The following is a 19,936-nucleotide window of genomic DNA, read 5'->3' on the forward strand; positions in this document are numbered from 1 at the left end:
GTAGGCGTGTCCTTACTGGCGCTTCGCGCGATGCCGTCGCCACCAGGTCAGGCCCCATACAGCGTGGAGGGTGCCGAGGATGAGTAGCACGACCACGCTGTCGAGGTTGGTTGCTACCGGCTGGCTCGGACCGAGTCTGTCTATGGCGCGGTAGATCAAGGTGAGATCGGCGGGGAGGGTGACGGTCACCATCGCGGTCAGGCACAGCACGGTTCCGAGAACGAGGACGATGCTGTAGACGCGTACCGCGCGGCGTTCGTGCGATGGCAGGCAGAGGCTGGGATCTTCTGGCGCGTCGGATCGGCGAAAGATGATAGGCCGCAGCCGGTTTCCGAGATAGCGCGCATATGCGATGCCGTCGCCGTACAGGTCGCGGCATGCGGTGAGGTCCTGCAGCACGAAATAGATGTCCGTGCGCATGAACACCATGAACTGAAACGGCAAGGGCAGCAACGCGATCACGACGACCGCGGCCAGAATCCGGTGCGGCGTCGCGGCCTGGGCGGTCACAGCGGCGAACAGCACGGCGGCGGCCGCGACCGAGAAGTTCGTCGACATACCGGCCAGATAGGCGGTGAGTCGATGTCGCCGTGGTGCGAGTTCGATTCCGCTGATATCGGTTTCCGCCACCAGGAACTGCAGGCGCGTACCCAGTCCGATCCGGGCGTGCACGCCGGTCGCCCGTGCGACGACGAAATGTGCCAGCTCGTGGACGAATACCAGTGACCAGCCCGCGGTGACGCTGAGCGCGAGCACGATGCTGCCACCGGGACTCCAGAGCAGGTTATGGAAACTCGGCAGCAGGTCGGGGCGTTCGACGAGTGTCGCGACTGCGGCAACCATGAGAATGGCGAACAGCACTGGAAAGACCGGGCTCAGCGCGAACCGCACATGCTCGGGGCGTATCCGCGGAAACGATGCCGGTCGCGGCGGGGTGCACGGCACCGGCCGTCCGTCGACCTCGGCCACGAACTCGAGCTCCATCAGTGCCTCGACAAAGGACAGCACATCGAACTCGCGCCCCTCGGCGCAGGCCAGTCGCTCAACTGCCTGTTCGATGGTGTGACCGGCTCGCAGCAACTCGAGTGCGGTCACCCCCGCCCTCGGCAGGGCCACGAACTGCCGAGTCTCGAACCGCCCCACGATCCACTCGTCGCGATCGGGCCGAATCGCCAAGTCGTGCAGTCGGATCCGACTGTCGGGTCGCGGGGTGACCGCCGTGTGCGCGTCGGTCACGGCGAGCTGCCGCATGCTGGGCAATCCGGCCGAGAGGTAATGCGGTCGGGCACCGACGCATCCAGACGGACCAGATTCACGTCGTATCGGAACCCCGGTTCGATCGGCGGGGCACCGGTCAGCGTCGCAAGCGCGAAATGCGTGAGGAGAGTGCCGGTGAGGGTCGCCGATACGATGTTGACCGGATGCCAGGGCAGTTGTGGCGCAAGGCTTTCCAGCGTCGTCTCCGGAGTCAGCCGCATATCCGCCTGTTCGGCTCGGTGATCGTGCAGGCATTCCCAGCAGGCACTCTGCCCGGGGCCGTGCAGGCTGCCCGACACGGTCGGGCCGTGGTAGCCGCCGACCACCCAGGGCACACCGGCGGCCAGGCACGCCCGGTTGGCCCATCGGCGGATCGTGCGCGGCTGGTCAGCGCACAGGGCGAGTAGGTCGTACCCGGGTTCGAGCAGTTCGGCCAGGTCGGGCTGCTCTGTTATCCGCCGCCGTTCGCCCGTGACCCGCACATCGGAGTTGAGCGCGCGCAACTGCTGGACCGCGGCGTCGACCTTCGATCTGCCGATATCGTGCTCGCGGAACAGGATCTGGCGATTGAGGTTGGAAAGCTCCACTATGTCGGCGTCGACGCAATGCAGCTGCCCGACACCGGAGGCAACCAGGCCCTGCGCCACGATCCCGCCGGTTCCACCGACACCGATGAGCAGAACGCGGGATCGGCGCAGTCGAAGTTGAACGTCCCAAGCGCTGACCCGAGCCGTCCGGTCGATCCACCGCAAGAACGCCACACCGCGCGAATAGCGCTCCAACTCCCGCTCGGACAATTCGACCGGCATCGGAGCACCGGCATCTTCCAGGAAACCCGCGTCCGACAACTGTTGCATCGCGTCGGCCGCGGGCACTCCCGGATAATCGGACAGCACCACGTCGACTATCTCGTCGGGTGATCTGGTGCCATCCAGTGCGCCGATCAGAACCCGTACCCAGCCATCCGGATCTTCGATTTCCACTCCGAGGCCGTGGACCGTGGCACCGATCCTGATATTGCCGTCGATCGTGACATACCGACCGTGTTCCGGTTTGATCCGTGGCCGCAGCATCTGTTCAGCGCGCATCCGGCCTACCGGGCACTGCTAATTGCCGCCATTACCACCGCTGTCGCCGGTGGTCTCCTTCTTGTCCAGCGGCCGGATCACAATGGCCGCGCGCTTCTCGGCCGTGGATTCAGCAGGCGCCTTCTCGCGCTCGTTCTTCATCGGAAATCCTTCCATCGAAAATCGGACGACGGAGTTGGTCACCGCTCATCGAGCGAAGCGGATCGTGATAGCCGCGTACCGGTCGACCGCCGGACGAACGGGGGTCTTGTCGACTGCTTTCGCCATGACCGCACTCCGCATCATCGGATACGTGCACACCCGAGACGGGTGACTGACGATTCGATGGTTCGCCGCTCGGTGCGTAGATGTCAACGACGGTAATCCCAAGGGTGGGAAGAGATTTCGGCATTTGGGGCTGTGTAGGCCACCCGAAACGGTCGAGCCGTGGTTACCGCAGACCACCTGATCGAGCCGTGTGGTGCCGTGCTCTGCGGCGAGCCGATACCGGCGCGGATCTGCGCCGCGGTGGAACCATTCTGGTGCCCGCATCCGGCATCGTGGCCCCACCACTCGGACGATCTGGCGCTCGCGGGTTTGAAACTCGCAAAGCGGGCCAACTCGGACATATCTGGAGCTGTTCCCCGAATACCTAGGAATCGCCATGACCGAAACACCCACCGGGTCGTATATCGAGACGTCGCCGACGGAGACACGGTCGGTTGCCGAGCTCGTCAACGATGCGACCGAGCAAATGGGCCGCCTGATCCGGGACGAGATCAAGCTCGCGGAACTCGAAGTGCAAAGCAAAGGCAAACGTCTGGGGCGCGGCGCGGTTATGACCGGTGCCGGGGCGCTCGCGGCGTGCTACGGCGGTGCCGCCGTCATCGTGGCGGTGATCATCGCCCTCGCGGGTCCGCTGTCGGGCTGGGCCGCCGCGCTGATTGTCGGAGCGGTACTGCTCCTCGTCGGCGGCGCGCTGGCTGCCATCGGCAAGAAGGACCTGCAGAAGGCGGTCCCGCCGGTCCCGCGGGAGGCGATCACCGGCGTACAGCAAGACATCCATGTGATCAGGAGCGGAGGATAGCGATGAGTGATGAGAGCAAGCCCTCGGTCGGATCGCCCGAGGCGGAACTGCTGCGCGCCGATCGTGACCTGACCAGGCAAGAGCTGGGACAGACCATGGCGGAACTGACCGACAAGCTCGATGTGAAGGGCAGAGCCGAGGCAGAACTACATCACACCGTGGACAATGCCCGCGCCAAAGTTCATCATGCGGCCGAAGCTGTGCGGGAGAAGCGCGCGAAAGCCGGCGCCGCTACGCAGGACCGCGCCGTCCAGTTCGCCGCCGTGACGCGCAGTCGCCCGGTGCCTGTCGCCGCCGTAGTGACCGCCGTGGTCGCGGCCTTGGTGACCTGGCTCATACTGCGCGACCGTCGCAACCTGGGCAATAAGAGGCTACCGCGCCGCCGTCGTCATCGGCAGTGACCTGCGAACCCGCACCATCTGTTGACCCGTCGCGCTGCCGGAGATGTTGGGCGGCAACATGTTCGGCACCGGGACTGTCCGAGGAGCAGCCCGCGGGGGTTGCTCCCGGACGGTACTATTACTTTTCGATCACAGATGTGGTCGACTGAATCACGTGGCCCGGCACGGGCTTTCAGGCACGTGTCGGCGCGCGACAGCCGATGAAATGTGGGGAAAACTATGAGCGCCACCAAGTTCGCCGCCACCGCCCTGCTCGCGATCGGTGCGACCGGCATTACCGCAGGCGCCGTGCAGGCCCAGCCGGTAGCAACCGACATCACCGTGCAGGCGTCCGATCACGGCATCAACTTCATCACCGCACCGACAGCAGACCGCCGAGGAGTCAGCACCACCGTCGAGGCCGGACGGTTCACCGTGGCCGCCGATGCGCTTTCGATCACCCTCACCGACGCTGTAGGCAATGCGGTGACCTCGATTCCGCTGGGGCTGCAGACCGCGGCCGGGACCGTCGCCCTGACGCCGGAGATCGCCAACGACGGCCGAACCCTCACCCTCACAGCGCAATCCGACAGCACGCGGACCGCGCAGGCAATCGATGAGGCCTCCGACACGATCGCCCGCAAGCAGTACAACGCCGGGATCGGCGCGCTCATCGGCGCCGGGATCGGCGCGGTGATCGGCTTCTTCCTCGGGGGTGTCGGTGCCCTCGTCACCATCCCGATCGGCGCGGGCATCGGGGCCCTGATCGGCTACTCCACCCCCTGATTCCGCAGCACGAGCACATCGAGTCCCTGTGTGCCGCTACCGAACAGCAGCGGCACACAGGGACTCGCGTCTATCGGCCCACCCCTGATATTTCCCGCATGCACCTCGCGGGGTTTTGGCTGCTCCGGCACACGGGGCACTGAGTAATAGGCCCTCGGTGAAGCTCTTCGAGGTGACGACCGGCTTCGCGCCGGATCCGACGAATTCCGCCACGAACGGCATAGCCGGATCGGGTTCGCCTGCAGGACAGTCCGATCGCGATCCAGCACGAACTCGGCCAGGTCGCGCCCGCGGTCGGTCTGCTCGTCTTGTTCACCAACTGGTCGGGCACCGGATTCCGCGCGGCGATAGTCGGTCCGCAGCGAGCGTGCGAGCGGTGCCGACCCGCTGCTGCTGTCCGCCGGACAACGGCCGCGTCGATATCGATGGTGAGGATCCCGCCGACGTCGCCTACGACTGGCTGAAGAGCGAGAAGCTGGTCGCACAGCTAATTGTCGACCGGGGGTTGCAGGCTTATGCGGTCGGCGAGGGCGTCGACGGCGTCGGCGTCGGCATAGGCCTCGGTGGTCAGTTCGAGGAATGCGGCCCAGCGGTTTATGCGTGGTGTCCAGCGCTGGATAAAGGCGTGGGCATGTTCGAACTCACCTTGCGTGCCGCTTATTCGCGCACGAGCGGCCGCCTCGGTAGCGGCTTGTACGGTGTTCTGGGCCAATGCCAATTGTTCTCGGCAGTGGTCGGCATCCGGGACTTCCTCGCGCACGGTGTCGGCTTCGACCCGCAGGTTGAGGATGAGCCCGGCCAGTCGGGGGTCGGCGGGCCCCGACCGTGGGGCGCAGGTTCCCGCGGTGATGGCTTTATCGCGGCGTTCACGTCGTCGCCGTTCCCGTTTCTCGGCCAGCGCCACTTGCTTACGGTAGGTCTCGGTGTCCGCGACGGTGACGACGGGATAGGTCAATACGGCTGTCGCCGAAAGCATGTCGACGCCATTACCATCGCAGACCCGGATGGTGACCTGCTCCAGCGGCCGGTCCGGGTCGGGTTCGTCCTCGAGGCGGGCGTCCAGGACCGCGTTTCGGTATTCGATCATGATGTCTGCGACGACCCGGTCGAACACCGCGGTGCCGACCTCGACGTGGTTGGTGCAGGTGCGGCCGGTGCAGTCATCGGGAATGCCGAATTCGCCGTCACCGGAGTCGACCAGGGATTTCCCGGTCGGACCGCTCCCGACAACCTCCCAGGTGTAGGTGTTGGATTGCGCTACTTCGGCTCGCTCCACACAGTCCTCGGACATGGCCTGACGGTACTTCATGAAGGTGCCGCGAATCGGGCTGTTCTCCGAAGCCGTCGAGATACGCCGCTGAGCCCGGCGCGTCGGCGCGGACAGCACCCTCGATCAGATCGGCGAGATCGTTATTCGTGCTGGTTGCGCGCGGGACCCGCGGTCGCTGGTACTGCTGGGGATGCCGCGCTCACCGGAGGGCGCCGGTATGCGGATGGGCCTGGAAGAAATCCCACATGATCTGATTGGCGTTGAGCGATGCGGTAGCGCCGACCAGTGGTTCGGGGGCGATCGGCGGCGAGCCCGGCCAGGTGTGGCCGCCGCCCAGCAGCGCGTAAAGCTCGACGGCGCTGTTTTCGGGGCACGGGTAGCGGAACATGGTGACGTCGCTGGCAATCCGGCGCTCTTCCGGCTCGGGCCCGCAGCCGTTGCGGTGCGCCCAGGCGGCCGCCTGCGCCGGGATGCTCGCCGGTCCCGGACCATCGACGCCGCTCGGCTTGGTGCCGCCCCGCCCGGCCGCCGAACCCGAACCGTCGGCCGACGGCAGCAACTGGGCGTTGGGCCCGGATCCGCCGGTGTAGGCGACGAACGGGTCGGCTGTCCCATGGAACGCGATGACGGGTATCGGACGCGCCGGATGGCACCAGGCGAAGTCCTGCAGCCCGGCCACCGGTGCGACAGCCGCGATCCGGTCCGCGAGCTGACATGCCAGCGACGAAGTGGTGAAGCCACCCATCGACAGTCCGGTGACGAACACTCGCCGCGAATCGACGCACAGTGTCGATTCCACATGCGTCAGCAGTTCCGACAGATAGGCGACATCGGCGCTGTTCTCGCTGAAATCCCAGCGCGGCCAACCGGGTTCGTCGAGTTGCGGGGTGATCGTCGCGAATCCGTGCTCGATTCCGAATTGGCCGACACCGGTGGCGACGTGTTCGATCTGGGCGGGCTCGAGGTACCCGTGGATATCGAAGACCACAGGTAGCGGTGATATCCCTGCGGGAATGTCCTGTACGTAGCTACCCGATTTTCCCGCCGCCGCGAACTGCCCGGTGGATGTTCCCGGAGCGGGTGCGGGTAAGGCGCATCCTGCGGAAGCCACCGGATCGTCTGGGTGCGGCTGCTCGGCTGCTGCCGTGTTGCCGCCGCACACGAGCGTCACCGCCGTGACGAACGCCGTTGCGGTGCTTGTCCATATCCAGCGGTGCGCCGTTCGCGCTGCGTTGGAAGGATCGTTCTTCATCATGAGAGGTATGTTCTCATCGCCGTGCCTTCGATGGGGCGGTTGTGCCGATGGGTGGCACGTGCGGCCGAACTTGTCGGTGGCGACCGCAATACTGTCGCGTGCCGATGAATTCGAGCCGCCGGTCCCGTCTCTACCACTGTGGCGAGATCCGAGGATCGGTAACGCGCCACACCTATTCCTGTCGAGACGCCCTGGAGGTACACCCGATGTCAGCCGAACTTTCCGCCCCCGCCTCGGGAGGGCGGACGCCGACAGTCATCCGGGTACTGGTACTCGCGACCTTCGTCGTGATCCTGAACGAAACCATCATGATCAACGCGATCCCGCGGCTGATGGCCGACCTCGAGGTCACCGAGCGGGCGGCGCAGTGGGTGTCCACCGCGTTCATGTTGACGATGGCCGCCGTCATCCCGACTACCGGCTGGTTCCTGCAGCGGGTGTCGACCAGGCGGGCCTATGCCGTGGCGATGGGGGTCTTCCTGGCGGGGACCGCGCTGGCGGCCGTCGCGCCGTCGTTCGCGGTGCTGCTGCTCGGACGGGTCATTCAGGCCGGCGGTACCGCGGTAATGATGCCGCTGCTGATGACCACACTCATGACCGTGGTGCCCGAGCAGGACCGCGGCCGGGTGATGGGCAATGTCACCCTTGCCATTTCGGTGGCGCCCGCGCTCGGCCCGGTAGTCTCCGGGATGGTGCTGCAGATCGGTTCGTGGCGTTGGCTTTTCGTGCTGGTCCTGCCGATCACCGCGGTCGTCACATGGCTGGGTCTGCGTCGGCTGGAGAATGTCGGTGAACCGCAGGCCGGGGCGATCGACTCGGTCAGCGTGGTGCTCGCCGCGCTCGGATTCGGCGGGCTGGTATTCGGGCTCAGCCGGTTCGAGAGCGACAACCTCACCAGCCCGGCCCTGATCGTCGCGGCGGGTTCGGCCCTCATCGCCGTCTTCGTCTTCCGTCAGCTGCGCCTGCAGCGCACCGGCACCCCGCTGCTGGATCTGCGGGTCCTGCTTTCCGGCACCTACACGAAGGCGCTGGTGCTGATGTCGGTCGCGTTCATGGCGATGCTCGGCTCGATGATCCTGCTGCCGCTGTATCTGCAGAATCTGCGTGGCCTGAGCCCCTTGCAGACCGGCCTGCTGGTGATGCCGGGTGGGCTGGCGATGGGTCTGCTCGGACCGACGGTCGGTCGCCTGTTCGACCGCTTCGGTGGACGCGTACTGGTCATTCCCGGCTCGGTCGGGATCGCCGCGGCGCTGGCCGGATTCACCCAGATCTCGATGTCCATGCCGTACTGGCAGCTGCTGGCACTGCACATCCTGCTGATGGTGTCGCTGGCCGCCGCCTTCACCCCGGTCTTCACCCTCGGGCTCGGCGCGCTTCCACAGCACCTGTACTCGCACGGCAGCTCGATGCTGGGCACACTGCAGCAGGTCGCCGCGGCGTTCGGCACCGCCTTGGTGGTGACAGTGATGTCGGCCCGCGGCACCGGACTCGTCGCCGACGGCACCGACCCCGTCACGGCCCACCTCGACGGCATGCGCCTGGCCTTCCTGGTCTCCGCCGCACTGGCACTGGTCGTGATCGCCATGGCTGTGCTGCTGCCGAGCCGGGCGGCGGCCGCCCCCGCGGAGGCAGAGGAACTCGACACCGCGATCCCCGAACTGGTCAAGAGCTGACCAGACGGCGAAAACCCCTGGCTGCATGTGCGCGCCAGGGTTTTCGTCATTCTCGGCCCGCTGGGATTCAGCCGACGATGGCGGACCAGGTCTTACCGCACTCAGCTCGCGGATCCGACCGATCGCATGGTCGACACCTGGCCCAACTGCTCGCGACGCGACTCGATTCCTGACGGTATGCGGGATCAGCGGATCACGAATGGATTTCCGACGGGCGCACCGGAATTGATCCAGACCGTCTTGGTTTCGAGGTACTCCCGGATGGCGTCTATTCCGTTTTCCCGGCCGATGCCGGAATCCTTGAATCCGCCGAACGGCGCCATGAAACTGACGGCGCGATAGGTGTTCACCCACACGGTGCCGGAGCGAATGCGCTCGGCCATGCGTAGTGCACGGCCGATATCACTGGTCCAGACGCCCGCACCGAGGCCGAAGCGGACATCGTTGGCCAGGGCGACCGCATCGTCCTCGGCGCCGAACGGAATGACGGCGAGCACCGGTCCGAAGACTTCTTCTTGGGCGATGCGCATCCGATTGTCGACGCCGGTGAAGATGGTCGGTTCGATGAACCAGCCGTTGCCGCATTCCGGGCGCGTCGCGGGCGTTCCACCCAAAGCCAGTGTGGCGCCTTCCTTTTCGGCGATGCGCAGATAGTCCAGCACCTTCGTGTACTGCGCCGGTGTGGTGATCGGGCCGACCTGGGTGTGCTCGGACATGGGGTCGCCCATGCGAGCCGTGCGCGCGAGTTCCACGACGCGCGCGACGAATTCGTCGTGAATGCTGTCCTGGACCAGCAGTCGCGATCCGGCGATACAGGTCTGGCCGGTGGCGGCGAAAATGCCGGAAACGACTCCGTTGACGGCGGCGTCGAGATCGGCGTCGGCGAAGACGATATTCGGGGATTTACCACCCAGTTCGAGACTCACGTGCTTGAGGTCGCGGGCCGCGGCCTCGTTGATTGCGCGCCCGGTGAAATCGGATCCGGTGAAGGTGATCTTGCGGACCAGCGGATGCTCGACGAGGGCGGTACCGACGTCGGCGCCGAAGCCGGTCACCACATTGAGCACGCCCGGCGGCAATCCCGCCGCATGGAACAGCCGGACCAGCTCGATCGTGGAGGCGGAGGTGAATTCCGACGGTTTGATCACCACTGTGCAGCCTGCGGCAAGGGCTGGGGCCAGCTTCCAGGTCAGCAACATCAGCGGTGAATTCCACGGCGTGATGATGCCGACGACACCGACGGGCTCTTGGCGCGTGTAGGCGAAGTAGCCCTTCTTGTCCAGCGGCAGCACCGTCCCCTCGATCTTGTCGGCGAGTCCGCCGTAGTAGTAGAACCACTGCGGCAGATAGCTGAGCTGGCCATACATTTCGGCGAATAGCTTGCCGTTGTCGCGGACTTCGAGCTCGGCCAGCCGGTGCGCATGCTCGGCGAGGGTGTCGCCGAGGCGGCGCAGCAGTGCGCCGCGAGCACTCGCGGTGAGTTCCGGCCATGGACCGGAGGTGCAGGCCCGGTGGGCGGCCTGTACCGCGGCGTCGACATCCTCGGCGCCGCCCTTGGCGATTCGGGCCCATGGTTCGCCGAGATACGGGTTGTCGGTGGGGAACCACTCGTCGCCGATCGGCTGATGGTCATGCCCGTCGATGAACATCGGATACTGCTGCATGGCGAACCTCGGTATCGGAAGACTCTGCGACCGATCATGAGTGATGATGAAGACAGTTGAAAAATAAAAAGAATTGATGCCCGTATTTCCGGACGGCATATGAGGCTGGTCCGTGACGCGATGGGCGTCTGTTCGACCCGAACCGTTCGACGGCAATCGATCTGGTCAATCCGCCGCGGTTTCGCTGCGGTCGACGAGTCGGGCCGAGGGCCAGCGCCCCTCCGCTACCGCCGTGCGCACCTGCCGGATGAGTTCGGCCGCAACGACTTCGGCGGCAGCGGGGACGCGGCCGGTGCGCGGTATGCCGAGGACGATCAGTCGCCAGACCTCGGGCTCGCACAGGGGTGCGGCGCTGAGCGTTCCGCTGGCGACATCATCGGCAATGCCGACGCCGGGCAGGATCGTCCAGCCGTGCCCGCCGAGCACCAGCAGTTTCTGCATGCGCAGTGAATTGGTCTGTACGGTCACGTCGAAATTCACCTGCGTCCGCGCGGAGGCGCCGTCGATGAGGGCACGCAGCGCATGCCCCGGCGCGGGCATCACCATCGGATGGGTCGCGACCTCGGCCAAGGTGACAGGACGGTCGGCATGCAAGTTGTCGCTCGGTGGCGCGACCACCCAGAGCCGTTCCCGCGCAAGCGGTTCGACATTGAGCGACGGGGTGCTGGTGAGGTTGTACAGCAGGCTCAGATCGAGGTCGCCGTCGTCGAGCCAGCGCTGCAGATGTCCGGAATAGCCGGTGAGAACGCGCAATTCGATGCCGGGATGATGGTGGGCGAGCGCCGATACGAGTGGTTCGGCCAACAGGTCGGCGGCGCTCTCCAGCAGGCCGACGGTGACCACGCCGGTGACGACACCGGGTGCCGGGCGGAGTTCGGCGCGGGCACGGTCCAGCTCGTGCAGGGCCCGCCGCGCCCGCTCGACCATGACCGTCCCGGCCTCGGTCGGGCGCATTCCCTGCCGGGTGCGCTCGAACAGCGCGACACCGAGTTCCTGCTCGAGCATCCGTATCTGCCGGGTGACGGCCGGTTGGACGAGGTGCAGCAACTCCGCGGCCTTGGTGACGCTGCCGACCTCGGCGACCGTGACCATGGCCTTCAACTGCTTGAAGTCCATCCGCTCCTCCTGCGCATCGCGACCCGGCATAGTGGTATCAGAACTCGGCATTTTACCCAGGCCTGTATTAGCTCGCATGATGATAGTGCGAGGTGTATTGCCGAGGGGCGAGAGGAAGTCGTCGTGCACGAGCTCAATGAGGAAGAAACCGCGATCGTCGCGGTGGTGCGTGACTTCGTGGACCGGGAGGTCAAACCGGTCGCGCAGGAGCTCGACCATACGAACACCTACCCGGAGAAGCTGATCGACCAGATGAAACAGCTCGGGATCTACGGGCTGGCCATCCCGGAACCGTGGGGCGAGGCCAAGGTGTCCACACCGTGCTACGCCGCCGTCACCGAGGAGCTCTCGCGCGGCTGGATGAGCCTTGCGGGGGCGATGGGCGGTCACACCGTGGTCGCAAAACTGTTGCTGGACTACGGAACTCAGGAGCAGAAGGACCGTTACCTGCCGCGGATGGCGACCGGCGAACTGCGCGCGACCATGGCGCTGACCGAACCGGGCGGTGGATCGGATCTGCAGGCCATGCGCACGACGGCCCGCCGGGTCGGCGAGGAATACATTGTCAACGGGTCCAAGACCTGGATCAGCAATGCCCGCCGGTCTGATCTGGTCGCCCTGCTGTGCAAGACCGATCCGGCCGCGGAACCCGCGCATCGGGGGATCAGCATTCTGCTGGTGGAGAAGGGGCCCGGATTCACGGTGTCGCGGGATCTTCCCAAACTCGGCTACAAGGGGGTCGAGAGCTGTGAGCTGACCTTCGACGATCTGCGGGTGCCCGCATCGGCGCTGCTCGGCGGGGTCGAGGGCGCGGGCTTCGCACAGATGATGCGCGGGCTGGAGGTTGGGCGGATCCAGGTGGCATCGCGCGCGCTCGGCGTTGGTCGAGCCGCACTGGAGGATTCGATTCGCTACGCCCAGCAACGGGAAAGCTTCGGCAAACCCATCTGGCAGCACCAGTCCGTCGGCAATTATCTCGCCGATATGGCGACGAAATTGACCGCCGCGCGCCAGTTGGTGCAGTACGCGGCGCGCCGCTACGACTCGGGCGAGCGCGCCGATATGGAGGCCGGTATGGCGAAACTGTTCGCCTCCGAGACCGCCATGGAGATCGCGCTCAATGCCGTGCGCGTGCACGGTGGCTACGGGTATTCCACCGAATTCGATGTGGAACGCTACTTCCGGGACGCGCCACTGATGATCGTCGGTGAGGGCACCAATGAGATTCAGCGCGGTGTGATCGCCCGCCAGCTGATCAGCCGTAATCGGATCAACTGAGTTGTCCGGCACCGACTTTCCCGGAAGGCACCGCATGCGCCGTCCTCTCGAAGACATCACCGTCGTCGCGGTCGAACAGGCCGTTGCCGCACCGTTCGCGACCCGCCAGCTCGCCGATCTCGGTGCCCGCGTGATCAAGATAGAACGCCCTGGTGGCGGCGATTTCGCCCGACGCTACGACCGAACCGTCCACGGAGAGTCGAGCTATTTCGTGTGGCTCAATCGAGGCAAGGAGAGCGTCGAACTCGACGTCAAGGATCCAGCCGACCGTCGGCTGCTCGATGCGATGATCGCCCGGGCCGATGTGTTCGTGCAGAACCTGGTCCCCGGCGCCGCCGAACGGCTCGGACTCGACGCCGAAACGCTGCGCGCGACCCGGCCCGAGCTGATCCACTGCTCGATCTCCGGCTACGGCCCCGACGGTCCGTATCGGTCGAAGAAGGCCTACGACCTGTTGCTGCAATGCGAGACCGGGCTCGTGATGTCGACGGGCACACCGGAAGTGCCCGCCAAAGCGGGCTTCTCGATCGCCGATATCGCCACCGGTATGTATGCCTACAGCGGCATCCTCACCGCGCTCTACGACCGGGCGCGCACCGGTGACGGCGCGAGTCTGCATGTCGCGATGATCGATGCGCTCGGGGAGTGGATGAGCCAGCCCGCCTATTTCTCCCGCTACGGCGACGAACCACCGCGCCGCACCGCGGCGAAACATCCATCGATCTCTCCGTACGGTCCGTTCCGTACCGCCGACGGCACCGTATTCCTCGGTATCCAGAACGAGCGCGAGTGGACTGCACTGTGTGACGCGGTGCTGGGACGTACCGACCTGATCGAGGATCCGCGGTTCGCGACCAATACCGATCGGGTGGCACACGACGGCGAGTTGACCGTGCTGCTGGAGCAGGCATTTGCCGCATTCGGCACCGATGAGGTGATCGAGCTGCTGGAACAGGCCGGTATCGCGAATGCGCGGTTGCGCACACCGGCCGAGTTCACCGAGCACCCGCAGCTCGCGGCCCGCGATCGTTGGCGGCCGGTGGATACACCCGGTGGGGTAATGCAGGCCATGCTGCCGCCGGTGGTGGGCGGCTGGGAACCGGCGATGGGTGCGGTACCTCGGGTGGGGGAGCACAACGCCGCCCTGCGCGCGGAATTCGCACCGGCAGATCATGTTTCGAAGGAGTCGCTGGCATGAGCGAGGTCGTCGAACGCACCGAATTGCTGGTGCCCGGTCCAGCCGAGGCGCTGAGCGGGCTGCTCGGTGTGCCACTGCCGGATCTCGACAAGGGACTTCCGCTGCTGTGGCACTGGATCTACTTGCTCGAACGCCCCGCACAGGCGGATCTGGGACCCGATGGTCATCCGATTCGCAATACCGTTCCGGCGCCGCCGGGGCCTGGACGACGCCGGATGTGGGCCGGAGGGCAGGTGCGCACCCGGGGTGCGCTGGTGTGCGGCGAACCGGCGACGAAACGAACGACGGTGCTGTCCACACACGAGAAGCAAGGGCGCAGCGGCGCGTTGACCTTCGTCGTTGTCGGCCACCAGGTCCTGCAGGGCGATCGGATCGTCGTGGACGAACGGCAGGATATCGTCTACCGCGACGCCGTCGAGGCGAGCGAACGGTCCAGCGAACCGGAACCAGGCCTGGACGCGAAAGTCCCTCCTGCCGAAGACGAATGGGCCATCGACACCTCCCCGACCCTGCTGTTCCGGTTCTCCGCGCTCACCTACAACGGCCACCGCATCCACTACGACCGCGACTACGCCCGCGATGTCGAGGGCTATCCCGGTCTGCTCGTACACGGACCGTTGCAGGCGCTGGCCATGGCCGAGGCCGCCCGTGCCCGCGGCTACACCGGTGACCAGGTATTCGACTATCGGCTGCGGTCGCCTCTGTTCGACCACCAAGGGCTGGTCGTCTCGGCGGCCCCGCGCGACGGTGCGATCGCGACCGTCGCGCGGGACGGTTTCGGACGGCAAACCGCTACCGCGACATTGCATCCCGCCGACTGACGACGTGGTGGTCAGCGCCGGGCCGCACAGCGATCAGGCGTTGGCCTTCTCGTATGCCTGGGCTACTTCTGCTGAAATCCGTCCGCGGGCGGACACCGCGATGCCTTTGGCGCGGGCCCAGTCGCGGATGGCGACGGTGCGGGCGCGGTCGTTGGCCGTGCGCGAGGTGTGGCCCTTACCCCGGGCCGCACGACCGATTCTGCGAGCGCTCGAGGCCCAGGGCTCGAAGATGCCGCGCAGCTGGCCGGCGTTGACGGTGGATAGGTCGATCTCGTATTCGACGCCGTCGAGGCCGAAGGCCACTGTTTCCTCGGCAGCGGATTTGCCGTCGAAGTCATCGACGAGCGTCACAACGACCTTGCGTGCCATGGGCATTCCTTTTCGTGGGTGGACAGCGGGCAGAGGATCGTAAGCAGAGGATCGTGATCATAACGACCGGCCGCACGACGATCGAAGCTGCCCCGAATCGAACCCGGAGGTGTGCGGTTCCTGGGATTCATTCCCGGCGAGACGGTTTCGACCAAGCGGTCGGTTCAGTGAATTGTCAGCGATCTGGGCCCTGATTGGTGATGAGCAAGGACTCATGTGGGGTTTGTTGTTCAGCGTCGGGGATGAAGGGCTAACCTGGCGACATGTTGGCAAACTACCTGTGGCGAGTTGATCTGCCCGGCAAACGGAGTGGCTCAGGGGTACGGACGAGCCGAAGCGTTTGCGAATCGTGAGTGCGGTCAATGCATCCGAACACTCGGTGCCCCGCACTGAAGCACAGGTCATTGCCCTGTGCAATCAGAAAGGCGGTGTCGGCAAGACCACCTCGACCATCAATCTGGGCGCTGCGCTGGCCGAATGCGGGCGGCGGGTGCTGCTGGTCGACCTCGATCCACAGGGCGCGTTGTCCGCCGGGTTGGGTGCCGTACTGAATGACCTGCCGTGCACGGTATACGACTTGCTCGGGGGATCGGGAAAGCTGATCGACGAGGTACTGATCAGGACTCACGTCGACAATGTCGATCTCCTGCCGAGCAATATCGATCTGTCCGCGGCGGAGATACGGTTGGTGAACGAGGTCGGCCGGGAACATTCGCTGCGGCGGGTACTCGACCCGATTCGGGACCGCTACGACTACATACTCATCGACTGTCAGCCATCCTTGAGCCTGCTCACGGTGAACGCGCTGGCCTGCGCGGACGGCGTGATCGTCCCGATGGAGTGCGAGTTCTTCTCGCTGCGCGGGGTAGCGCTGCTCACCGACACCATGGACAAGGTCCGGGACCGGCTGAATCCGGGCCTGAGCCTGTTCGGCATCGTGGTCACGATGTTCGACCAGCGCCTGCTGCATTCGCGTCAAGTACTGACCCGGGTTGCCGAGGTCTTCGGCGACCAGGTCTACGACACGGTGATCTCGCGGACGGTCCGCTTCCCCGACGCCAGCGTTGCCGGTGAACCCATCACCACCTGGGCGCCTCGATCCGCTGGCGCCGAGCAATATCGGGCCCTGGCCCGCGAGGTCATCCACCGATCCGGCCGTTGACGCCACCTCTACGACATGCGCGACCACGCCGCGTCGGGGTAGGGTCGCCGTGCCCTGCCCGCGATCGACCGAACTTCGGGATGTCGTCGGCGCCGTCACACCGACGAGGAGGACCCGGTGAGTCGAAGGGGTAACCGCCGGGCCGGGGACCATGCGGTCGTACTCGGTGGCGGGATCGCGGGTCTGTTCGCGGCCCGTATTCTGGCTGACCACTATGCGGCGGTGACCGTCGTCGAGCGAGATCGTTTGTCGGACGCGGAAACCAAACGCCGCGGCACTCCGCAATCGCAACATTCCCACGGCCTGCTGATGCGCGCCGCCGATATCGCCGAGTCCCGGTTTCCCGGCCTGATCGCCGAGCTGATCACCGATGGCGCGAAGGCCGTCAGCGCATTCGACGATTTCCGCGCGATCTTCTTCGGAAACGTCCTGTATCGCGCCGAATTGGGCAGAGCGTCCGTTGCCGCCAGCCGGCCATTTCTGGAATCGCATGTGCGTGCCCGGGTATCGGCGCTGCCGAATGTGACGATATGGGACGACGCCGTCGTAGCCGAGTTGGTCGCCTCCGAGACCGGCGTCGGCGGAGTGCGGGTGATGCGCCGGGAGACCGGCGGCGAACCGGTGCCTGTCCATGCCGATCTGGTGGTCGACGCGATGGGGCGGGGTTCACGGACCGGTGCCTGGCTCGAGTCGCTGGGGTACCCGCGGCCACGCGAAGATCAGGTGCCCGTCGATATCGGCTATGCCACTTGCCATTTCCGACTGCCGCTGGATGCCGTCGGCGGCGATCGGATCGTCCTGGTGGGACCGATGCCGAGCCGACCGCGCGGGTTCGGGTTCGCCGCACAGGAGGGGGATTCGTGGGTGCTCTCGGCGTTCGGCGTCGGGAAGGAAAATCACCCACCGGCGAGTCCGGACGCACTGCTGGATTACGCCGCCGAGTGCGCACCCGACGATGTCGCTACCGTAATTCGCCGTGCGATACCTGTCGACGCCGTAGCGACCTACCGGTTCCGCACGGCGATATGGCGCCGGTACGAACTGCTGAATCGTATTCCGGGCGGAATACTTTCGATCGGCGATGCGGTGTGCAGTTTCAATCCGATCTACGGCAGCGGAATGACTGTCGCGGCCATTGCGGCGGATCTCCTGGATGAGGTACTCCAGCAGGGGACCGACGGTCTGCCACGCCGCTACTATCGCCGCGTCGGCCGCATGCTGCGCACCCCATGGTGGCTGACAAAGGTCAGCGATATGACAATGCCTCCTGTCGAGCTCGGCTCACCAGGGGTGAAATCACTTGCGCATGCAGGCTTGAACAGGATGTTCCGGGCAGCGGCGGACGATCCGGCGACCGCGGCGAAATTCCTCGATGTGCTGAATATGACGAAATCCCCACTGCACATGTTCGATCCACGTGTCGCCGCCGCGACGATGGGATTGCCTCGTCTTCGAGGACGCCGTACCGCGTAGGCCGATCGTGCGATTCACTCGGCCAAAGCGCGGCGCAGAACTCCCGCCAGTTCGGCGTTCTGCCGCTGTGATACCTCCGCGGACAGGATCGCCTGGGAGCCATGGAACGTGCCGCGCCATTGGTGCAACTCGACCGACACCCCGGCCGCCATCAGGCGCAGTGCGTAGTCGATGTCTTCGTCGCGATTCGGGCAGAACTCCGCGGCGGCGATGTAAGCGGGTGGCAGGCCCGACAGATCGGCCGCCCGCGCCGGGGCCGCGTACGGCGTGGCGGGCGTGGAGCCCAGGTAGTGCCCCCACATTTGCGCGACCTTGTCGCGAGTCACGAACGGCGTATCGGTGAAATTCCGCTGCGACCACGTCTGCTGCCGGTCGTCGAGTCCGGCCTGGTGCAGCAATTGGAAACGGATCGGCGGCCCTTGCTCGTCGCGCGCCCGCAACGCCACCGCGGCCGCGAGACCCGCGCCCGCGCTGTGGCCGCCGATCGCGATGCGCGTCGGGTCGATGCCGAGTTCGGTTGCGTGCTCGGCAGTCCACTTCAGCACCGCGTAGATGTCATCGTGTGCGGCGGGGAACGGATTTTCGGGGGCCAGTCGGTAGGCCACCGAGATCACCGTCGCGCCGGAGCCGTTGGCGAGCATCGTGGCCCACGGATGTTCGGTGTCGAGATCACCCATCACGAATCCGCCGCCGTGCAGCCACACGATGGCTCCCTGGGACTGGTGTGGACGATAGATCCGCACCGGCACATCGGGATCGGCTGGGACCGTGCGGTTTTCGATGTCCAAGTTCGCGGTATCGGTAACCGGTATCGCGGCGGCCAGCGCGGCGAGCTGTTTACGCGCGGTGGCAGGGTCGGAAAGGTCGGACGGCGGGAACAGCGAGAGGAATGGTTCGAGTTCGGGATCCATGACAGTTATCCTTCCGATCGGTCGCTCGGAGTTCATCCGCCAACCGTCGGGCGTTCCGGCCCTGCTCCGCGACGAGCGCCGCATATCCTCCAGGCATGGATGCATTGGTGGTCCGATTGTCGCAGTTGGATGTGGAAGCGGAAGGCGCGCTGCGTGTCGTGATGTTCTACGACACCCTGATGCGCCGACGGGTGGATCTCCCGGCGCTGACTCGGGCCTCGGCGGTCCTGGCCGAGTGCGTGACCGGGATTCGACTGCACGGCACGGGACGAGTGATCCGATTCGCACCGGATGGGCGGGAAGTGACGGGTCCGCCGCCGTCCGCGTCCACCAATGGGCCGATCATCCTCGACGAGGAGGAGATCGGCACGGTCTGGCTGGAACGCACCGACATCTCCCGCTCGCTCGACGAACTGCTGTTGGAGCGGCTCGCCATCGCCGCGGCGGCGGTCGTCGAGCGATACGGCCCGGCACGTACCACCATGGCAGATCCGGCGCTGGTCGAGCTGGTGATCAGCGACGACAGCGATGAGGCGGCCAGGGCTCGGGCATTGCGGCTCTTGGGTTTTGCCGTCGACCTGCCGGTGCGCGTCGTGGCCGTTCGGTGTCAGCTTCCGCTCGACCGGGTCGGCGCCCTGATCTGCCCAGCCCGCCCGGTGAAGGCGGCGGCGCTGGCGGACGTGGGCGTCATCCTGGCCACCACTGTGGATCCGGCCCGGTTTCCGGCAGGCGTACGCGCCGGCATCGGCGCCGCCGATCGCCCCGACCGGTCCTGGCGGGAAGCCCGCACCGCCCTGCGCTTCGCCACCGCGCGTAGCCCGATCGTCCGCTACGACGACCTCGGGGCGCTGGCATTGCTCGCACAGGTACCCCAGGAGGCTGCGCGTGGAAATGCCGATGTGGCCGCGATCGCCCGAATGGCAAGTACTCCGGAGGATCTGGAGACGCTCGACGCCTACTGCGCAACCGGCTCGCTGCGCCGGGCGGCCGAACTGCTGCACCTGCACCACAGCAGCGTCGCCCGTCGCCTCGAACAGATCGAAAAGATGACGGGTATCGAACTCGCCGAGCCCACCGGGCTCTTGCGGGCCAGGCTCGCGCTCACGGCGTGGCGGCTGCTCGCTGAGCGAGCTTGACCAGCGGCTTTCCGGCAAGAAATCCGTCGTCCC

The 19,936-nt window shown here is 66.0% G+C and carries 19 protein-coding genes and 1 pseudogene; 11 read left to right on the plus strand and 9 right to left on the minus strand.

Features of this window, described 5'->3' with window-relative positions:
* Positions 1 to 12: 12 nt before the first annotated feature.
* Genes ACQPZ2_RS20140 through ACQPZ2_RS20150 form a run of 3 tightly spaced genes read right to left on the minus strand, consistent with a single transcriptional unit; the run spans position 13 to position 2,486 of the window.
* On the minus strand, positions 13 to 1,251 hold the full coding sequence (locus ACQPZ2_RS20140) for a site-2 protease family protein (protein ID WP_433526956.1): 1,239 nt from the start codon (positions 1,249 to 1,251) through the stop codon (positions 13 to 15).
* Positions 1,233 to 2,345 carry a HesA/MoeB/ThiF family protein gene (locus ACQPZ2_RS20145; protein ID WP_433526957.1) on the minus strand — a complete coding sequence of 371 codons (1,113 nt, stop codon included), beginning with the start codon at positions 2,343 to 2,345 and terminating at the stop codon, positions 1,233 to 1,235. Before ACQPZ2_RS20145 ends, ACQPZ2_RS20140 begins: the two co-directional genes overlap by 19 nt.
* Positions 2,346 to 2,363: 18 nt before the next feature.
* Positions 2,364 to 2,486, minus strand: coding sequence for a hypothetical protein (locus tag ACQPZ2_RS20150; protein WP_281006183.1), 123 nt, complete (start codon positions 2,484 to 2,486; stop codon positions 2,364 to 2,366).
* Positions 2,487 to 2,988: 502 nt separating this feature from the next.
* Between ACQPZ2_RS20150 and ACQPZ2_RS20155 the strand changes: the two genes are divergently transcribed.
* From ACQPZ2_RS20155 to ACQPZ2_RS20170, 4 genes and pseudogenes are all read left to right on the plus strand, one after another.
* The gene (locus ACQPZ2_RS20155; RefSeq protein WP_433526958.1) at positions 2,989 to 3,411 is read left to right on the plus strand and encodes a phage holin family protein; all 423 of its coding nucleotides are present in this window, start codon (positions 2,989 to 2,991) and stop codon (positions 3,409 to 3,411) included.
* A 2-nt stretch (positions 3,412 to 3,413) separates the two neighbouring features.
* On the plus strand, positions 3,414 to 3,812 hold the full coding sequence (locus ACQPZ2_RS20160) for a hypothetical protein (RefSeq protein ID WP_433526959.1): 399 nt from the start codon (positions 3,414 to 3,416) through the stop codon (positions 3,810 to 3,812).
* Between the two features lie 219 nt (positions 3,813 to 4,031).
* Positions 4,032 to 4,577, plus strand: a complete 546-nt coding sequence (locus ACQPZ2_RS20165; protein ID WP_433526960.1) for a hypothetical protein — start codon at positions 4,032 to 4,034, stop codon at positions 4,575 to 4,577.
* A gap of 275 nt (positions 4,578 to 4,852) precedes the next feature.
* Positions 4,853 to 4,933: pseudogene (locus ACQPZ2_RS20170) on the plus strand (ABC transporter permease); the annotation flags it as partial.
* Positions 4,934 to 5,064: 131 nt separating this feature from the next.
* Here the strand turns inward: ACQPZ2_RS20170 and ACQPZ2_RS20175 are convergent.
* Complete coding sequence (locus ACQPZ2_RS20175; RefSeq protein ID WP_433527733.1) at positions 5,065 to 5,868, minus strand: hypothetical protein; 804 nt, start codon at positions 5,866 to 5,868, stop codon at positions 5,065 to 5,067.
* Between the two features lie 178 nt (positions 5,869 to 6,046).
* Positions 6,047 to 7,102, minus strand: a complete 1,056-nt coding sequence (locus ACQPZ2_RS20180) for an alpha/beta hydrolase family esterase (RefSeq protein ID WP_433526961.1) — start codon at positions 7,100 to 7,102, stop codon at positions 6,047 to 6,049.
* A 206-nt stretch (positions 7,103 to 7,308) separates the two neighbouring features.
* Between ACQPZ2_RS20180 and ACQPZ2_RS20185 the strand changes: the two genes are divergently transcribed.
* Positions 7,309 to 8,775 (plus strand): MDR family MFS transporter, encoded by a 1,467-nt coding sequence (locus ACQPZ2_RS20185; RefSeq protein WP_433526962.1) that lies wholly within the window; start codon positions 7,309 to 7,311, stop codon positions 8,773 to 8,775.
* 185 nt (positions 8,776 to 8,960) lie between these two features.
* Here the strand turns inward: ACQPZ2_RS20185 and ACQPZ2_RS20190 are convergent, their stop codons facing one another.
* Positions 8,961 to 10,439 (minus strand): aldehyde dehydrogenase, encoded by a 1,479-nt coding sequence (locus tag ACQPZ2_RS20190; protein WP_433526963.1) that lies wholly within the window; start codon positions 10,437 to 10,439, stop codon positions 8,961 to 8,963.
* Between the two features lie 165 nt (positions 10,440 to 10,604).
* The gene (locus ACQPZ2_RS20195) at positions 10,605 to 11,555 is read right to left on the minus strand and encodes a LysR family transcriptional regulator (protein ID WP_433526964.1); all 951 of its coding nucleotides are present in this window, start codon (positions 11,553 to 11,555) and stop codon (positions 10,605 to 10,607) included.
* 123 nt (positions 11,556 to 11,678) lie between these two features.
* Here ACQPZ2_RS20195 and ACQPZ2_RS20200 point away from each other — a divergent pair, with 123 nt between their 5' ends.
* The 3 genes from ACQPZ2_RS20200 to ACQPZ2_RS20210 are packed head-to-tail and all read left to right on the plus strand — an operon-like array spanning position 11,679 to position 14,852.
* Complete coding sequence (locus ACQPZ2_RS20200; protein ID WP_063043512.1) at positions 11,679 to 12,833, plus strand: acyl-CoA dehydrogenase family protein; 1,155 nt, start codon at positions 11,679 to 11,681, stop codon at positions 12,831 to 12,833.
* Between the two features lie 34 nt (positions 12,834 to 12,867).
* Entirely contained in the window at positions 12,868 to 14,031 is a 1,164-nt protein-coding gene (locus ACQPZ2_RS20205; RefSeq protein ID WP_433526965.1) for a CaiB/BaiF CoA transferase family protein, read from the plus strand.
* Positions 14,028 to 14,852: an FAS1-like dehydratase domain-containing protein gene (locus tag ACQPZ2_RS20210; RefSeq protein WP_433526966.1), complete on the plus strand. Its 825-nt coding sequence runs from the start codon at positions 14,028 to 14,030 to the stop codon at positions 14,850 to 14,852. The genes ACQPZ2_RS20205 and ACQPZ2_RS20210 overlap by 4 nt, the downstream gene beginning before the upstream one ends.
* 33 nt (positions 14,853 to 14,885) lie before the next feature.
* Here ACQPZ2_RS20210 and ACQPZ2_RS20215 read toward each other — a convergent pair whose 3' ends face one another.
* Complete coding sequence (locus ACQPZ2_RS20215) at positions 14,886 to 15,221, minus strand: histone-like nucleoid-structuring protein Lsr2 (RefSeq protein ID WP_433526967.1); 336 nt, start codon at positions 15,219 to 15,221, stop codon at positions 14,886 to 14,888.
* 346 nt (positions 15,222 to 15,567) lie between these two features.
* On the opposite strand from ACQPZ2_RS20215, the gene ACQPZ2_RS20220 reads away from it, so the two are divergent.
* Positions 15,568 to 16,383, plus strand: coding sequence for a ParA family protein (locus ACQPZ2_RS20220; RefSeq protein ID WP_373864778.1), 816 nt, complete (start codon positions 15,568 to 15,570; stop codon positions 16,381 to 16,383).
* Between the two features lie 117 nt (positions 16,384 to 16,500).
* On the plus strand, positions 16,501 to 17,856 hold the full coding sequence (locus ACQPZ2_RS20225; RefSeq protein ID WP_433526968.1) for an NAD(P)/FAD-dependent oxidoreductase: 1,356 nt from the start codon (positions 16,501 to 16,503) through the stop codon (positions 17,854 to 17,856).
* Positions 17,857 to 17,870: 14 nt separating this feature from the next.
* Here the strand turns inward: ACQPZ2_RS20225 and ACQPZ2_RS20230 are convergent, their stop codons facing one another.
* Complete coding sequence (locus ACQPZ2_RS20230) at positions 17,871 to 18,767, minus strand: alpha/beta hydrolase (protein WP_433526969.1); 897 nt, start codon at positions 18,765 to 18,767, stop codon at positions 17,871 to 17,873.
* Positions 18,768 to 18,862: 95 nt separating this feature from the next.
* Between ACQPZ2_RS20230 and ACQPZ2_RS20235 the strand changes: the two genes are divergently transcribed.
* Positions 18,863 to 19,903, plus strand: a complete 1,041-nt coding sequence (locus ACQPZ2_RS20235) for a PucR family transcriptional regulator (RefSeq protein WP_433526970.1) — start codon at positions 18,863 to 18,865, stop codon at positions 19,901 to 19,903.
* The last annotated feature ends 33 nt before the right edge of the window (positions 19,904 to 19,936 follow it).

This window comes from Nocardia pseudovaccinii (assembly GCF_050942345.1).
GTDB classification, from domain to species: Bacteria; Actinomycetota; Actinomycetes; order Mycobacteriales; family Mycobacteriaceae; genus Nocardia; species Nocardia pseudovaccinii.

Bases quoted from the DNA above. Each gene is read 5' to 3' on its own strand.
- ACQPZ2_RS20140 (WP_433526956.1), bottom strand. From the start codon at position 1,251: ATGCGGCAGCTCGCCGTGACCGACGCGCACACGGCGGTCACCCCGCGA.
- ACQPZ2_RS20145 (WP_433526957.1), bottom strand. From the start codon at position 2,345: ATGCGCGCTGAACAGATGCTGCGGCCACGGATCAAACCGGAACACGGT.
- ACQPZ2_RS20150 (WP_281006183.1), bottom strand. From the start codon at position 2,486: ATGAAGAACGAGCGCGAGAAGGCGCCTGCTGAATCCACGGCCGAGAAG.
- ACQPZ2_RS20155 (WP_433526958.1), top strand. From the start codon at position 2,989: ATGACCGAAACACCCACCGGGTCGTATATCGAGACGTCGCCGACGGAG.
- ACQPZ2_RS20160 (WP_433526959.1), top strand. From the start codon at position 3,414: ATGAGTGATGAGAGCAAGCCCTCGGTCGGATCGCCCGAGGCGGAACTG.
- ACQPZ2_RS20165 (WP_433526960.1), top strand. From the start codon at position 4,032: ATGAGCGCCACCAAGTTCGCCGCCACCGCCCTGCTCGCGATCGGTGCG.
- ACQPZ2_RS20175 (WP_433527733.1), bottom strand. From the start codon at position 5,868: ATGTCCGAGGACTGTGTGGAGCGAGCCGAAGTAGCGCAATCCAACACC.
- ACQPZ2_RS20180 (WP_433526961.1), bottom strand. From the start codon at position 7,102: ATGATGAAGAACGATCCTTCCAACGCAGCGCGAACGGCGCACCGCTGG.
- ACQPZ2_RS20185 (WP_433526962.1), top strand. From the start codon at position 7,309: ATGTCAGCCGAACTTTCCGCCCCCGCCTCGGGAGGGCGGACGCCGACA.
- ACQPZ2_RS20190 (WP_433526963.1), bottom strand. From the start codon at position 10,439: ATGCAGCAGTATCCGATGTTCATCGACGGGCATGACCATCAGCCGATC.
- ACQPZ2_RS20195 (WP_433526964.1), bottom strand. From the start codon at position 11,555: ATGGACTTCAAGCAGTTGAAGGCCATGGTCACGGTCGCCGAGGTCGGC.
- ACQPZ2_RS20205 (WP_433526965.1), top strand. From the start codon at position 12,868: ATGCGCCGTCCTCTCGAAGACATCACCGTCGTCGCGGTCGAACAGGCC.
- ACQPZ2_RS20210 (WP_433526966.1), top strand. From the start codon at position 14,028: ATGAGCGAGGTCGTCGAACGCACCGAATTGCTGGTGCCCGGTCCAGCC.
- ACQPZ2_RS20215 (WP_433526967.1), bottom strand. From the start codon at position 15,221: ATGGCACGCAAGGTCGTTGTGACGCTCGTCGATGACTTCGACGGCAAA.
- ACQPZ2_RS20230 (WP_433526969.1), bottom strand. From the start codon at position 18,767: ATGGATCCCGAACTCGAACCATTCCTCTCGCTGTTCCCGCCGTCCGAC.
- ACQPZ2_RS20235 (WP_433526970.1), top strand. From the start codon at position 18,863: ATGGATGCATTGGTGGTCCGATTGTCGCAGTTGGATGTGGAAGCGGAA.